The 14,608-nt window shown below is 47.0% G+C and carries 8 protein-coding genes, 16 tRNA genes and 3 rRNA genes; 2 read left to right on the top strand and 25 right to left on the bottom strand.

The features are described 5' to 3' along the window. Nucleotides 1–117: 117 nt before the first annotated feature. From LCY76_RS04035 to LCY76_RS03935, 21 genes are all read right to left on the bottom strand, one after another. The gene (locus tag LCY76_RS04035; RefSeq protein WP_248251549.1) at nt 118–2,898 is read right to left on the bottom strand and encodes a YhgE/Pip domain-containing protein; all 2,781 of its coding nucleotides are present in this window, start codon (nt 2,896–2,898) and stop codon (nt 118–120) included. Nucleotides 2,899–3,112: 214 nt separating this feature from the next. Further along, nucleotides 3,113–3,197, bottom strand: a tRNA-Leu gene (locus tag LCY76_RS04030). A gap of 40 nt (nt 3,198–3,237) precedes the next feature. After that, nucleotides 3,238–3,326, bottom strand: a tRNA-Leu gene (locus LCY76_RS04025). Nucleotides 3,327–3,343: 17 nt separating this feature from the next. Continuing rightward, nucleotides 3,344–3,418, bottom strand: a tRNA-Cys gene (locus LCY76_RS04020). A gap of 19 nt (nt 3,419–3,437) precedes the next feature. Further along, nucleotides 3,438–3,512: transfer RNA gene (locus LCY76_RS04015), tRNA-Gly, on the bottom strand. A gap of 5 nt (nt 3,513–3,517) precedes the next feature. Further along, a tRNA-Gln gene (locus LCY76_RS04010) sits at nt 3,518–3,592 on the bottom strand. Between the two features lie 5 nt (nt 3,593–3,597). Next, a tRNA-His gene (locus tag LCY76_RS04005) sits at nt 3,598–3,673 on the bottom strand. Between the two features lie 4 nt (nt 3,674–3,677). Next, nucleotides 3,678–3,751 (bottom strand) — tRNA-Trp (locus LCY76_RS04000). Between the two features lie 29 nt (nt 3,752–3,780). Next, nucleotides 3,781–3,864: transfer RNA gene (locus LCY76_RS03995), tRNA-Tyr, on the bottom strand. 75 nt (nt 3,865–3,939) lie between these two features. After that, nucleotides 3,940–4,015, bottom strand: a tRNA-Thr gene (locus LCY76_RS03990). 8 nt (nt 4,016–4,023) lie between these two features. Further along, nucleotides 4,024–4,099: transfer RNA gene (locus LCY76_RS03985), tRNA-Phe, on the bottom strand. Between the two features lie 4 nt (nt 4,100–4,103). Next, nucleotides 4,104–4,179 (bottom strand) — tRNA-Asp (locus tag LCY76_RS03980). Nucleotides 4,180–4,183: 4 nt separating this feature from the next. Then, nucleotides 4,184–4,260, bottom strand: a tRNA-Met gene (locus tag LCY76_RS03975). 23 nt (nt 4,261–4,283) lie between these two features. Beyond that, nucleotides 4,284–4,359 (bottom strand) — tRNA-Val (locus LCY76_RS03970). Nucleotides 4,360–4,382: 23 nt separating this feature from the next. Continuing rightward, nucleotides 4,383–4,457, bottom strand: a tRNA-Glu gene (locus tag LCY76_RS03965). A gap of 16 nt (nt 4,458–4,473) precedes the next feature. Next, a tRNA-Ser gene (locus LCY76_RS03960) sits at nt 4,474–4,565 on the bottom strand. A 6-nt stretch (nt 4,566–4,571) separates the two neighbouring features. Then, nucleotides 4,572–4,646 (bottom strand) — tRNA-Asn (locus tag LCY76_RS03955). Between the two features lie 9 nt (nt 4,647–4,655). Further along, nucleotides 4,656–4,771: ribosomal RNA gene (gene rrf / locus LCY76_RS03950) — 5S ribosomal RNA — on the bottom strand. Between the two features lie 189 nt (nt 4,772–4,960). Further along, nucleotides 4,961–7,898: ribosomal RNA gene (locus LCY76_RS03945) — 23S ribosomal RNA — on the bottom strand. 331 nt (nt 7,899–8,229) lie between these two features. After that, nucleotides 8,230–9,779: ribosomal RNA gene (locus LCY76_RS03940) — 16S ribosomal RNA — on the bottom strand. Together the 16S, 23S and 5S rRNA genes with 16 tRNA genes alongside form the textbook arrangement of a ribosomal RNA operon. A gap of 266 nt (nt 9,780–10,045) precedes the next feature. Then, entirely contained in the window at nt 10,046–10,912 is an 867-nt protein-coding gene (locus LCY76_RS03935; RefSeq protein ID WP_248251548.1) for a nucleotidyltransferase-like protein, read from the bottom strand. 108 nt (nt 10,913–11,020) lie between these two features. On the opposite strand from LCY76_RS03935, the gene LCY76_RS03930 reads away from it, so the two are divergent. After that, nucleotides 11,021–11,389, top strand: a complete 369-nt coding sequence (locus LCY76_RS03930) for a YgzB family protein (protein ID WP_053355640.1) — start codon at nt 11,021–11,023, stop codon at nt 11,387–11,389. 30 nt (nt 11,390–11,419) lie between these two features. On the opposite strand, the gene perR is transcribed toward LCY76_RS03930, so the two are convergent. Next, nucleotides 11,420–11,854 (bottom strand): peroxide-responsive transcriptional repressor PerR, encoded by a 435-nt coding sequence (gene perR / locus LCY76_RS03925; protein WP_053355641.1) that lies wholly within the window; start codon nt 11,852–11,854, stop codon nt 11,420–11,422. A gap of 285 nt (nt 11,855–12,139) precedes the next feature. Next, nucleotides 12,140–13,249 (bottom strand): aminopeptidase, encoded by a 1,110-nt coding sequence (locus tag LCY76_RS03920; protein WP_248251547.1) that lies wholly within the window; start codon nt 13,247–13,249, stop codon nt 12,140–12,142. A 149-nt stretch (nt 13,250–13,398) separates the two neighbouring features. On the opposite strand from LCY76_RS03920, the gene LCY76_RS03915 reads away from it, so the two are divergent. Continuing rightward, nucleotides 13,399–13,578: an H-type small acid-soluble spore protein gene (locus LCY76_RS03915; protein ID WP_248251546.1), complete on the top strand. Its 180-nt coding sequence runs from the start codon at nt 13,399–13,401 to the stop codon at nt 13,576–13,578. A gap of 39 nt (nt 13,579–13,617) precedes the next feature. On the opposite strand, the gene bcp is transcribed toward LCY76_RS03915, so the two are convergent. Together bcp and LCY76_RS03905 are read right to left on the bottom strand one after the other, a co-directional pair. Next, nucleotides 13,618–14,088 (bottom strand): thioredoxin-dependent thiol peroxidase, encoded by a 471-nt coding sequence (gene bcp, locus LCY76_RS03910; RefSeq protein ID WP_248251545.1) that lies wholly within the window; start codon nt 14,086–14,088, stop codon nt 13,618–13,620. 59 nt (nt 14,089–14,147) lie between these two features. Continuing rightward, nucleotides 14,148–14,579, bottom strand: a complete 432-nt coding sequence (locus tag LCY76_RS03905) for an ion channel (RefSeq protein ID WP_248254580.1) — start codon at nt 14,577–14,579, stop codon at nt 14,148–14,150. Nucleotides 14,580–14,608 lie beyond the last annotated feature (29 nt).

Here is a 14,608-nt window from a genome sequence, read left to right as displayed (position 1 = left end):
GGGAACTTTTTTGAAAAGAGTCTTCATTGACAAGTTGATTGGAGTGCAAGGTGCGAGACTCCTGAAACGGAAATCAACTACTCCTAAGAGCAACAAAGGTTACGAAAACAGCCTTTTTTATACTCTGAATCCTGCTGTGTCTTCTTGTGATGTATGTCTTCCTCTGCTTACAAAGATGACAGCAAACGCCAGAAGAGCAAATGCTACAAGATAGATAAACAAAACACTCGCATTAAACAGAGCTGTTCCTGGCGCATCCAGAGACAGAACAGACTTGAATCCTGCGATGCTATACGTAAATGGCAGGAATTCACTCAAAGCACGCATATTTGCAGGGAGCATATCGATTGGCAGGTTCGCTCCGGTAATGGAAAGCTGGAGTACAACAAACGCCAAACCAAGAAACCGGCCAATTATTCCGAGTGCCGCAAAGAAAGTAACGATGGCAGAAAATACAATGCTGACAAAAATAGCAAACAGTACAAATCCTGCCGGGTTCTCAACATTAACAGCTAAAATCATAACTACAATGGAAAGCAGCAAAGCCTGAGCAATTGCAAGGACTGATAAATTCATAAACTTTGCTCCAAACCAGGCAGCTGCCGATACTTCCTCCGTCCTTTTAAAATTCATGAACATGGACATGATCAGGATTCCTGCAAACAAGGCAAGTGTTAACACATAAGGTGCTGTAGAATCACGATAATGAGGGAATTTGAACACCTTGTCGCTTTTTAGTTTCACTGGAGAAGCAAACATGTTGAAGTTTTTGCTGTCTGGCGTTTTTAAACTGCTTGTTTTGGCTGCTCCATCTTTCAGTCCGGAAGCGAGCTCGCCTGAACCGTCATTCAGTTTTTTTGCACCATTATTTAGTTTGGTAACACCTGAAGTCAAATCTCCCCAACCTTTTTCAACCGTTGCATTACCATCGCTTACTTGCATCGTTCCCGAGTGGATTTTATTGGCACCTGCTGTGAGATCTTTCCACCCCTTATTAACATCCGCATTGCCTCCGCTGACCTGTCCAGAACCAGCATATAGTTTAGTTGTTCCATCAGTAAGCTGGTGCCAGCCTTTATTGACATCGGCATTCCCATCTCTCACCTGAACTTGGCCATCATGGATTTGGGCTGTGGCATCTTTCAAGTCATTCCATCCTTTATTAAAAGAGGCATTTCCCGCTGAAAGGAGTCCTGCACCATTATCAAGCTTCGTAACTCCATCAGTCATGGAACTCCAGCCCTTATTGACCGTTTGGTTGCCAGCAGCGATCTGTGCAGTACCGGCATGAAGATCACCGACTTTAGTTACCATGGTATTCCACCCTGTTGCAACTTGCTCGGTGCCTGCTTTTAGCTGTGGTGCTTTCTCGTTCAGTTCACCTACACCATTGTCAATCAAGGTCTGTCCAGCCACCAGCTTTTCAAGTCCAGCAGTCATAGCACCGTCCTTACCAAAAGCACTCGCAATATTTGCTGACCCGTCCTTAAGTGCGCCAAGCTGCTTTGCATTTTCAGGATCATTCGCTTTTTGGGACAGCACTTGCCCTGTTCCAACTATTTTCATAAAATTGGGATCATTCTTCAAATCAGGATGTGCCTCAAGGTAGCTGTTTAAAGCTGAAGACAGGCCTTGAAGCCCAGCTCCAAGTGCTTGTGCATTTTCAGCTACTTTCGCCACTCCTCCAGCCACTTGCTGAGTTCCAGGCTGAAGTTCCGTACTCAATTTGTTCTGCATATTCTTTAAACCGTAAAGCACCCCTGCTGTTCCTTCTTTAAGCGCTGGCATCTTATCATTCAGCACCTTTGCACCAGCAGCTAACTCAGCAACACCTTCCTGTTTATCCTTTAGGGAATTCAGCAGCAAGCCAGTCCCTTCATTCGCTGCTTCAGAACCTGCAGCCAACTTCGCAATGTCTCCTGAACCAGCTTTTAAAGAAGCCAGTAGGGTGTTGGTTCCATTTTTAAGATCTTCAGAACCAGATGCCAATCGCTTAACATTTCCTTGATTTGCGGTCAAAGAGCCTAGAACTTGACCTGTCCCTTTTTCCAAAGCACTTGACCCGTCTGCAAGCTTTTTAATATCTCCTTGCTTGCTGGTCAAGGACTGAAGCATTTGTCCAAGGCCATTGTTGACCTGCGCGGAGCCATTGGCTAATTTGGTAATATCATTCTGCTTTTCAGACAGGGATTGATACATCTGCCCTGTTCCTTTTTTAAGCTCTTTCGCTCCTGCAGCAAGTCTGGATATATCGCCTGATTTATTTGTAAGCGATTCCAAAAGTGTGCCGGTGCCTTTCTGTAAATCAGATGTGCCTCCATTTAGCTTTGAAGAACCGTCTGCAGCCGTCTGAATTCCGTCAGTCACATCTTTCAGGCTGACAAACATATTGTTCACGTATTTCTCCGTAATGCGGTCTGCCAGCTTTTCCCGGATCTGTGCTGTCGCGCTCTTTGTAACCTGTGCAGCCATAAAGTTTAAACCTTCATTCTGCACATACTTCAGTTCCGGTTTTTGAGGATCGGTTGAGAGAACGGTCGTTACCTTCTTAGAGAAATCTTTGGGGATTTCAATGACCATGTAATACTTCAAACTCTTCAATCCGCTTTTCGCCTCATCGGAATCAACAAATTTCCAGCCGAGGTCTTTTCCTTTTTCCAGATCAGCGACTAAATCCTTCCCTGCATTAATCGTCTCTCCATCTGTATCAGCTCCCTGATCGTTGTTAACGACCGCTACCGGCAGGTTTGACAAGTTGTCATATGGCCCCCACCTAGGAGACAAGAGTATCCCGCCGTACACAACAGGTACGAGCAAGGTGATAATGACTGAAATCAGCAGCCCTTTTTTCGCTGCCAAGCCAGCCATCTCCGCCTTGAACAAACTAAAGACCTTCATCCGCTATTCCCCCATGCTTTAGATTAAAATAAAATACAGGCGAAGGGCTTATGACCAATCACCTATACTAGCACTAAGTATTCTAATAAATGACAAAAAAATCCTTTCTTTTTATGTCTGAAAATTAAAAATATTTTTTATGAACAAAAAAAGAGATCTGAAGTTAATTCAGATCTCTTAGCAGCCCTTAAACAAAGGGAATATTCATTATGTATGGTACCGGTGGTCGGGGTCGAACCGACACTCCCAAGGGAACACGATTTTGAGTCGTGCGCGTCTGCCAATTCCGCCACACCGGCATGCAATTAATCATTAGGCAGTTAAGTTATAAAAATATTATGGTGCCGAGGGCCGGACTCGAACCGGCACGATAGTCACCTACCGCAGGATTTTAAGTCCTGTGTGTCTGCCAATTCCACCACCCCGGCGTTGGGGAATTATGTAGTGGAGGCGGCAACCGGATTCGAACCGGTGGATAAGGGTTTTGCAGACCCTGGCCTTACCACTTGGCTATGCCGCCAGAAACAAACAAAATAATATGGAGCGGAAGACGGGATTCGAACCCGCGACCCCAACCTTGGCAAGGTTGTATTCTACCACTGAACTACTTCCGCATTGATGGCTGGGCTAGCAGGATTCGAACCTACGAGTGACGGAGTCAAAGTCCGTTGCCTTACCACTTGGCTATAGCCCATCATATGGGGCGACTGATGGGAATTGAACCCACGAATGCCGGAATCACAATCCGGTGCGTTAACCACTTCGCCACAATCGCCACATGGCAGGGGCAGTAGGAATCGAACCCACACCAAAGGTTTTGGAGACCTTCGTTCTACCTTTAAACTATGCCCCTAAATTGTTAATGTGCAACAAAAATTTAGATGGTGGAGGGGGACGGATTCGAACCGCCGAACCCAAAGGAGCGGATTTACAGTCCGCCGCGTTTAGCCACTTCGCTACCCCTCCATGAGAGACAAAACCTATTTTAATACAAATCCATCTATTCTTCAAGAAGTAATTTCTTACAGTTCTTGAAAAAAGTGGTGCCGGCTAGAGGACTTGAACCCCCAACCTACTGATTACAAGTCAGTTGCTCTACCAATTGAGCTAAACCGGCAAAAAAAATGGTGGCTCGAGACGGAATCGAACCGCCGACACGAGGATTTTCAGTCCTCTGCTCTACCGACTGAGCTATCGAGCCAAAATGGCGGACCCGACCGGGGTCGAACCGGCGATCTCCTGCGTGACAGGCAGGCATGTTAACCACTACACCACGAGTCCATTTTGGTTGCGGGGACAGGATTTGAACCTGCGACCTTTGGGTTATGAGCCCAACGAGCTACCAGACTGCTCCACCCCGCGATAGTATTGATTATAAGTATAAATGGTGGAGGATGACGGGTTCGAACCGCCGACCCCCTGCTTGTAAGGCAGGTGCTCTCCCAGCTGAGCTAATCCTCCGAAGAAGTAATATGTATAAAAAATGGTGACCCGTACGGGATTCGAACCCGTGTTACCGCCGTGAAAGGGCGGTGTCTTAACCGCTTGACCAACGGGCCATATATTGAAAAGTTATGGCGGAGAGCAAGGGATTTGAACCCTTGATACGGCGGTAACCGTATACACGATTTCCAATCGTGCTCCTTCGGCCACTCGGACAGCTCTCCAAAATATGGCTCCACAGGTAGGACTCGAACCTACGACCGATCGGTTAACAGCCGATAGCTCTACCACTGAGCTACTGTGGAATAATATTAGCCTGGCAACGTCCTACTCTTACAGGGGGAAGCCCCCAACTACCATCGGCGCTGAAGAGCTTAACTTCCGTGTTCGGTATGGGAACGGGTGTGACCTCTTCGCTATCGCCACCAGACATATTTTGAGGTATATTCCCTCAAAACTAGATAACTTCTTCATCCAAACTTTCACTGATGCTAACGTCCAGCTCCATGAACCATATCCTCGAGGTCGTTTCAATCCCTCCTGCGAACACCAAAAACGTGTTCTCGTAAGGATTTCCAACGCTTGTCGGATATAAACGGTTCATACCGCTTTTGTTAATAAGGATAAGCCCTCGACCGATTAGTATCTGTCAGCTCCACGTGTCACCACGCTTCCACACCAGACCTATCAACCTCATCATCTCTAAGGGGTCTTACTCACTTAACGTGATGGGAAATCTCATCTTGAGGGGGGCTTCATGCTTAGATGCTTTCAGCACTTATCCCGTCCACACGTAGCTACCCAGCTATGCCCCTGGCGGAACAACTGGTACACCAGCGGTGTGTCCATCCCGGTCCTCTCGTACTAAGGACAGCTCCTCTCAAATTTCCTGCGCCCGCGACGGATAGGGACCGAACTGTCTCACGACGTTCTGAACCCAGCTCGCGTACCGCTTTAATGGGCGAACAGCCCAACCCTTGGGACCTACTTCAGCCCCAGGATGCGATGAGCCGACATCGAGGTGCCAAACCTCCCCGTCGATGTGGACTCTTGGGGGAGATAAGCCTGTTATCCCCAGGGTAGCTTTTATCCGTTGAGCGATGGCCCTTCCATGCGGAACCACCGGATCACTAAGCCCGACTTTCGTCCCTGCTCGACTTGTAGGTCTCGCAGTCAAGCTCCCTTGTGCCTTTACACTCTGCGAATGATTTCCAACCATTCTGAGGGAACCTTTGGGCGCCTCCGTTACAATTTAGGAGGCGACCGCCCCAGTCAAACTGCCCACCTGACACTGTCTCCGAACCGGATCACGGTTCCAGGTTAGAATTTCAATACAGTCAGGGTAGTATCCCACCGACGCCTCCATCGAAGCTGGCGCTCCGACTTCTCAGGCTCCTACCTATCCTGTACAAACTGTACCAAAATCCAATATCAAGCTGCAGTAAAGCTCCATGGGGTCTTTCCGTCCTGTCGCGGGTAACCTGCATCTTCACAGGTACTATAATTTCACCGGGTCTCTCGTTGAGACAGTATCCAAGTCGTTACACCTTTCGTGCGGGTCGGAACTTACCCGACAAGGAATTTCGCTACCTTAGGACCGTTATAGTTACGGCCGCCGTTTACTGGGGCTTCAATTCAGAGCTTCTCCCGTAAGGGATAACCCCTCCTCTTAACCTTCCAGCACCGGGCAGGTGTCAGCCCCTATACTTCGCCTTGCGGCTTCGCAGAGACCTGTGTTTTTGCTAAACAGTCGCTTGGATCTATTCACTGCGGCTCTCTCGGGCGTTAACCCTATCAGAGCACCCCTTCTCCCGAAGTTACGGGGTCATTTTGCCGAGTTCCTTAACGAGAGTTCTCCCGATCATCTTAGGATTCTCTCCTCGCCTACCTGTGTCGGTTTGCGGTACGGGCACCTCTTTCCTCACTAGAGGCTTTTCTTGGCAGTGTAGGATCAGGGACTTCGGTACTGTAATTTCCCTCGCCGTCACAGCTCAGCCTTCACGATTGCGGGATTTGCCTCACAATCAGCCTAACTGCTTAGACGCGCATTTCCAATCGCGCGCTCTCCCTACCTTCCTGCGTCCCCCCGTCGTTCAAACGGAAAGGAGGTGGTACAGGAATTTCAACCTGTTGGCCATCGCCTACGCCTTTCGGCCTCGGCTTAGGTCCCGACTAACCCTGAGCGGACGAGCCTTCCTCAGGAAACCTTAGGCTTTCGATGGACAAGATTCTCACTTGTCTTTCGCTACTCATACCGGCATTCTCACTTCAAAGCGCTCCACCAGTCCTTCCGGTCTGACTTCACTGCACTTCGAACGCTCCCCTACCACTGTACCTTACGGTACAATCCATAGCTTCGGTGATACGTTTAGCCCCGGTACATTTTCGGCGCAGAGTCACTCGACCAGTGAGCTATTACGCACTCTTTAAATGGTGGCTGCTTCTAAGCCAACATCCTGGTTGTCTGGGCAACTCCACATCCTTTCCCACTTAACGTATACTTTGGGACCTTAGCTGATGGTCTGGGCTGTTTCCCTCTTGACTACGGATCTTATCACTCGCAGTCTGACTCCCGCGGATAAGTCTCTGGCATTCGGAGTTTGACTGAATTCGGTAACCCTGTGGGGGCCCCTAGTCCAATCAGTGCTCTACCTCCAGGACTCTAGCCGCGAGGCTAGCCCTAAAGCTATTTCGGGGAGAACCAGCTATCTCCGTGTTCGATTGGCATTTCACCCCTACCCACACCTCATCCCCGCACTTTTCAACGTGCGTGGGTTCGGGCCTCCATTCAGTGTTACCTGAACTTCACCCTGGACATGGGTAGATCACACGGTTTCGGGTCTACGACAACGTACTATGGCGCCCTATTCAGACTCGCTTTCGCTGCGGCTCCGCCTTATCAGCTTAACCTTGCACGTTATCGTAACTCGCCGGTTCATTCTACAAAAGGCACGCTGTCACCCGTTAATGGGCTCCAACTACTTGTAGGCACACGGTTTCAGGATCTCTTTCACTCCCCTTCCGGGGTGCTTTTCACCTTTCCCTCACGGTACTGGTTCACTATCGGTCACTAGGGAGTATTTAGCCTTGGGAGATGGTCCTCCCGGATTCCGACGGGGTTTCACGTGTCCCGCCGTACTCAGGATCCACTCAGGAGGGAACGAAGTTTCAACTACAGGGCTGTTACCTTCTTTGGCTGGCCTTTCCAGACCGCTTCATCTACCCCGTTCCTTTGTAACTCCATGTTGAGTGTCCTACAACCCCAGAGGGCAAGCCTTCTGGTTTGGGCTGATTCCGTTTCGCTCGCCGCTACTCAGGAAATCGCATTTGCTTTCTCTTCCTCCGGGTACTTAGATGTTTCAGTTCCCCGGGTCTGCCTTCTCATATCCTATGTATTCAGATATGGATACCATCCCATTACGGATGGTGGGTTCCCCCATTCGGAAATCCCCGGATCAATGCTTACTTACAGCTCCCCGAGGCATATCGGTGTTCGTCCCGTCCTTCTTCGGCTCCTAGTGCCAAGGCATCCACCGTGCGCCCTTTCTAGCTTAACCTTTATCGACGATTGATCAGCTTCCAATCTCTTCGTCAGCTTTGCTCTTCCGGTGCTCATGTAGACGAACTACACTCCGCTCCTCCAGAACTTCGCTTCCTCGATCTTGTCGCTGCTGAATCGTCTTAATTGTTACTAAATCAGCGCACAACTAATGAATTAGTTGGCTTTGTTTGGATGTTTCGTTATCTAGTTTTCAAGGAACATGGTCCGTGCGCGCAAAAAAATGCGTCACATAACCTCTATTGTTTGAAAGAAACGATGTTCTTTCAAAACCAAACAAAAGCTCAGGTAAGTTCATGAGGCATCAAAGTGCACTCATGTCTCCATAGAAAGGAGGTGATCCAGCCGCACCTTCCGATACGGCTACCTTGTTACGACTTCACCCCAATCATCTGTCCCACCTTCGGCGGCTGGCTCCTAAAAGGTTACCCCACCGACTTCGGGTGTTACAAACTCTCGTGGTGTGACGGGCGGTGTGTACAAGGCCCGGGAACGTATTCACCGCGGCATGCTGATCCGCGATTACTAGCAATTCCGGCTTCATGTAGGCGAGTTGCAGCCTACAATCCGAACTGAGAGTGGCTTTTTGGGATTGGCTCGGCCTCGCGGCTTTGCAACCCTTTGTACCACCCATTGTAGCACGTGTGTAGCCCAGGTCATAAGGGGCATGATGATTTGACGTCATCCCCACCTTCCTCCGGTTTGTCACCGGCAGTCACCTTAGAGTGCCCAACTGAATGCTGGCAACTAAGGTCAAGGGTTGCGCTCGTTGCGGGACTTAACCCAACATCTCACGACACGAGCTGACGACAACCATGCACCACCTGTCACTCTGTCCCCCGAAGGGGAAAGTCCTATCTCTAGGATGGTCAGAGGATGTCAAGACCTGGTAAGGTTCTTCGCGTTGCTTCGAATTAAACCACATGCTCCACTGCTTGTGCGGGCCCCCGTCAATTCCTTTGAGTTTCAACCTTGCGGTCGTACTCCCCAGGCGGAGTGCTTAATGTGTTAACGTCAGCACTGAGGGTGGAACCCCCCAACACCTAGCACTCATCGTTTACGGCGTGGACTACCAGGGTATCTAATCCTGTTTGCTCCCCACGCTTTCGCGCCTCAGCGTCAGTTACAGGCCAAAAAGCCGCCTTCGCCACTGGTGTTCCTCCACATCTCTACGCATTTCACCGCTACACGTGGAATTCCACTTTTCTCTCCTGCACTCAAGTTCCCCAGTTTCCAATGACCCTCCACGGTTGAGCCGTGGGCTTTCACATCAGACTTAAAGAACCGCCTGCGCGCGCTTTACGCCCAATAATTCCGGATAACGCTTGCCACCTACGTATTACCGCGGCTGCTGGCACGTAGTTAGCCGTGGCTTTCTGGTCAGGTACCGTCAAGGTACCGGCAGTTACTCCGGTACTTGTTCTTCTCTGACAACAGAGCTTTACGACCCGAAGGCCTTCATCGCTCACGCGGCGTTGCTCGGTCAGACTTTCGTCCATTGCCGAAGATTCCCTACTGCTGCCTCCCGTAGGAGTCTGGGCCGTGTCTCAGTCCCAGTGTGGCCGATCACCCTCTCAGGTCGGCTACGCATCGTCGCCTTGGTGAGCCGTTACCTCACCAACTAGCTAATGCGCCGCGGGCCCATCTGTAAGCGTCAGCACAAGGCCGACTTTCAAAAAAGAAACAGGCGTTTCTCTTTATCATCCGGTATTAGCTTCGGTTTCCCGAAGTTATCCCCGTCTTACAGGCAGGTTACCCACGTGTTACTCACCCGTCCGCCGCTAACCTCAGAGAGCAAGCTCTCTTTGGTTCGCTCGACTTGCATGTATTAGGCACGCCGCCAGCGTTCATCCTGAGCCAGGATCAAACTCTCCAATAAAGTGTTTGATATAGCTCTTAAAGTTTAAAAATTGATGGGATTGTAAAATCCCTGACTTACCTGGCTTTTGTTTGGTTTTCAAAGAACATTTTGTCGAATGTCGCTCGTTTTGGCGACTTTCTCAGGATAACATCTTTGGTGTAAGGTGTCAACCTCTTTTTTGTTTGTGTTTGTTCATGTTTGCCGCGTCGTTTCAGCGACAAGTAGTACTATACCATGATAGCAAGAAAGAGGTCAACACCTTTTCAGAAAAAAGTTTAATTCCTTTATTTATTCGTTGTATAGTGACGGTGAAACAAATGCTTGCCTTTGGTCTGCTGGCGGATTACATCCACAATTCCTTTTTCAATAAGGTGCTCAAGCAGGATTCCAAGGTCAATAGAGTAATCTGCAATTTCACGGTGTTCCATCAGTTCAGCGACTGTCCACTCGTATTGTTCTTCGAATATAGTTAATAAGTGGCCCGCGCCTAGCTTCGTTTTGGAGCTGATGGAAAATTCGCTTGCTATTAATAGAAGTTCGATTCGTTTAGCGATGGATTCATTTCCGGTAATCAGTTCTTCATATAGTTTGTAGATTTGAGGCTCGATTACCTTTACTTGATTCCAAACTGTAATTTCCGGGTGGAACCCCCGCTCGATAACAGCCAGACGTGCCAGATGATGGAGAGCATGGAGTATATGATTGAACGAATCAAGGTGCTGTCCACTGTGAAAAAGCTCTTTTCCATCAGAAAAGCGGCGAAGCAGTTTGGCAAATTCTAGAGTAATCTTTTTGGAACGTTCAGGAACTGGGAATTTATCAAGCCTGTCTCTCAATTCAGTGATATATTCGTTTCGGTTAAACAGGACTTTCCCATTAATGACCCAATCGACGACACGGCGGTTTGAGCCGAGAAGAAGCCATTCATTCAGCCGCTCTTCTGTCACAATATGTAAAGCAGCAATCTTATCATCAAATTCATAATGTTTGACACTCCATGGTTTCTCCCCATGAGTGACAATGATAAATAAGATGCAGTCAAAATTATCCGTTAATGGACTAAATGGTTTGTTCTTTTCAATCAATAGAACTCCAAGTGTGTTTTCGTTACTTGCCCTTTCTTGATAAAGCGGGCGTAACAAGTCTTCCATGCCTTCAACTCCCGTTCTAATTTCGGTCTCCATACATTTCAACGCAGCCGCTGAAAATCCTTTCTTTTTTTTCAAGTCCTTGTATACTGTAATTTAGGAGGGACAACCATGATAAAATATACGAGCAAGATCAATAAAATACGTACGTTTGCTTTAAGTCTTGTTTTTATTGGAATCATTATTATGTATGCCGGCATATTTTTCAGAAGCCACTTTATACTAATGTCATTATTTATGTTAATTGGATTTCTTGCAACCCTCGCAAGTGCCGGAGTTTATTTTTGGATTGGTATGATCTCAACGAATGCTGTTCAGGTTGTATGCCCAAATTGCGGGAAAGTCACCAAAGTATTGGGTCGCGCGGATGCGTGCATGGCATGCAATCAGCCGCTTACGCTTGATAAGGATCTTGAAGGTCTTGAATTTGACGAAAAATATAATTCAAGACGCGCTATGAAAAAGACCGCAAAAAAATAAGCTGATCCAGTCAAGCTGGTTCAGCTTATTTTAATGCTTTTTAGTTTTGCAATCCGGGCAAGTTCCGTAGATTTCCATGCGGTGGTGTCCAACGTCAAACCCCGTTACGGATTCAGCCAGTGTTTCAACCTCATCAAGTCCAGGATAGTGGAAATCCACTATTTTGCCGCATCCCTCGCATATAATGTGGTAATGCTCTGTCGTTACACAATCAAAACGGCTGGAAGCATCTCCGTAGGTCAATTCTTTAACGAGACCTACTTCTTTAAATACCCTAAGGTTATTATAGACCGTCGCAACGCTCATGTTAGGAAATTTACCCTCTAAGGATTTGTATATTTCATCTGCTGTTGGATGTGTCATAGATTGTATCAAGTGTTCCAGAATCGCATGACGCTGAGGAGTAATGCGAACTCCAGACTGTTTTAATGTATCTATTGCTTCATTTATGCGTACTTCAGACATCGTCATGCACCTCACTCTCAAAAGAAATTATTACATTATAATGTTTATAATTAGTGTATCTTGAACTGCCTGCTTTTGTCAATCCATTGGCCTGTATATGTACACTGAACCACAAAAGATCCAGGTCTTTTTTCTTACCCGTTCCATTAGAGTTACATTATTACGATTCCCCAAATGCACATAAAAAGTGCGGGAGAGATTCCCGCACATCGATTGGAAGAGTTATTACTAAATCCTATGCAAATCATGAAACGAAGTATAGTCAGACGCCTTGATGTTTATTTTCTATTTTAGATTCTCAGGATTTAAGCCCTCAAGTTCCGGAATAACAAATAGGCCGTCTTTTCTGACTAATACATCATCAAAATACAGTTCTCCGCCGCCGTATTCAGGACGCTGGATGAGAACCATATCCCAGTGCACGGAGGAACGGTTTCCATTGTCCGCATCTTCATATGCCTCTCCAGGTGTAAAGTGAATACTGCCGCAAATTTTTTCATCAAAAAGGATGTCGCCCATTGGATGCTGGATCATCGGGTTAACACCGATCGCAAACTCTCCTACAAAGCGTGCCCCATCATCAGTATCAAAGATTTCATTGAGTTTCTCTGAGTTGTCAGCTGTTGCTTCTACAATTTTGCCGTTTTCAAACGTAAGACTGACATTGTTGAATATCGTTCCGCGGTAAGGACACGGCGTATTATAGGTAATTGTCCCATTTACACTGTCCTTGACCGGAGCTGTAAAGACTTCCCCATCCGGGATATTGTTCTCACCTGCACATTTAACAGCCGGGATTCCTTCAATGGAAAACGACAGGTCGGTACCAGGCGATACAATTCTTACCTTGTCCGTACGCTCCATCAATTCTTTTAACGGCTGCTGTGCCTGCTCCATTTTCTTATAATCAACATTGCAGACATCCAATAGGAAGTTCTCAAACGACTCGAAGCTCATTTTAGCTTTCTGAGCAAGTCCCTTGGTAGGGTAATTCAAAAGCACCCATTTACGTTCATTAATGATGACTTTTTGCACGGGTTTAAAGTACTCACCGCGAAGCTGGAACTTGTCGCCAGGTACTTCAGACAGTTCGGAATCATTCTCTGAACTTGCGATGGAGATATACGCATCCACCTCTTTGACTCTTTTCAAATCCCAGCCCATTGAGGTTTCCAGCTGCTCTGCTTCATAGCCTGTAATTAAGTAACGGCTGATTTCGTCATCATATATATTCACGTACGGATAAGCACCCATCGCGTAAGCTTCTTTAATGAGGGCTTTAATTAATGGCCTGGCAGTTAGAGGTGAAGTGATCAGCACACGCTCTCCTTTTTTTAATTCTACAGAGTGGTGCAGCAGCGTCCTGGCAAGAGTGACGACTCTTTCATCTAACATTGTAAATCTCCCCTATTCTATGTATCTTTAAAAAATTCCAACAATTCCATCTTATCATTAAAACCTTCATGTTGCCCATAATTAATCCGGGAGTATATACCTGGTTCATATGCTCATACTATAGGAAAAAATAAAGGAGCTTGTTACTTATGAACGTGGATCGAGCAAAACAGATTATTTCTTCGCCTAGCGAAATTGAAGTAATGTATTTTGGTAAGCCAGTATGGATTGAGTCCATAAATTCATCAAGCGGAACAGCCTGGGTGCATCCCAATGATGAACCTGATCATGACATGGAAGTGCCAGTAAGCGATCTGCTTGAGCATTAATTGCAAAAGGGCCTGCTTCCAAAAGCAGTGCCCTTTTCTTTATTTCAGGTTTTCTTTTATATAAATCAGAACTTCGTCAATATGCTCTTTCACTTTCACTTTTCTATACTCTTTCACAACGTTTCCTTCTTTATCGAGAATGAAAGTTGAGCGCTCAATCCCCATGTACTCTTTTCCGAAGTTCTTCTTTAGTTTCCAAACTCCGAAAAGCTCTGCGGCTTCATGTTCCTCGTCTGCCAGAAGCAAGAACGGCAGGCCGTATTTATCAATAAATTTTTCATGTCGGGCAAGCGGATCTGTACTTACTCCGAGGATAACGGCATCCAAGTCTTTAAATTCATCATGCTTATCCCTGAAATCACAGGCTTGCGCCGTGCATCCAGGGGTCATATCTTTCGGGTAAAAATACAACACCACATTTTCCCCCTGAAAATCTGATAGCTTTACATCTTCTCCATTACTTGCCGGCAATGTAAAATCCGGTGCTTTTTCTCCTTCAGCAACTGTCATGGATATCCCTCCTGCTTTACTTTCATCTATATAAAGAGGGTAACCAATTCCGCCCGTTCCTACAACTTTTTTGATGCGGAGTTCCTGTCAATGACTGAAGTCAGTACAAAAGCTGCAGGAAGCAAATAGCCGATCAGCGCTTCAATAATTGATAGCCATCTTCCAAACCCCATAGGCGTCAAATCGCCATACCCTACAGATAGCATTGTCATCGAGCTGAAATACATGGCATCATCAATCACATAAAAAAAATAGCGATGCCCGATGACTTCCCCGTGTTTCATCAGTACATGAAAATCCATGAGAAGCAGTGAGGTATACATGAGACCGAAACCGAGGATGATGGTGATATAGACGATTACGAGCACAAATAGGTGGTTTAATGACATGAGCTGATGCTTCATGACCGGGTGTGAAAAAAGGGATTGAAGACTTTTATATACAATCAACCCCGATAAAAAAAGCATCGCAAGATAAATCAAATCCCCCACCGCCTCTGTTAGCAGTGTATGCAGCCCCT

This window comes from Fictibacillus marinisediminis, assembly GCF_023149135.1.
In the GTDB taxonomy this organism is placed as follows: domain Bacteria; phylum Bacillota; class Bacilli; order Bacillales; family Fictibacillaceae; genus Fictibacillus_C; species Fictibacillus_C marinisediminis.
The sequence above is the reverse complement of the archived record's forward strand: the minus strand, read 5'-3'. Positions and strand labels throughout refer to the sequence as shown.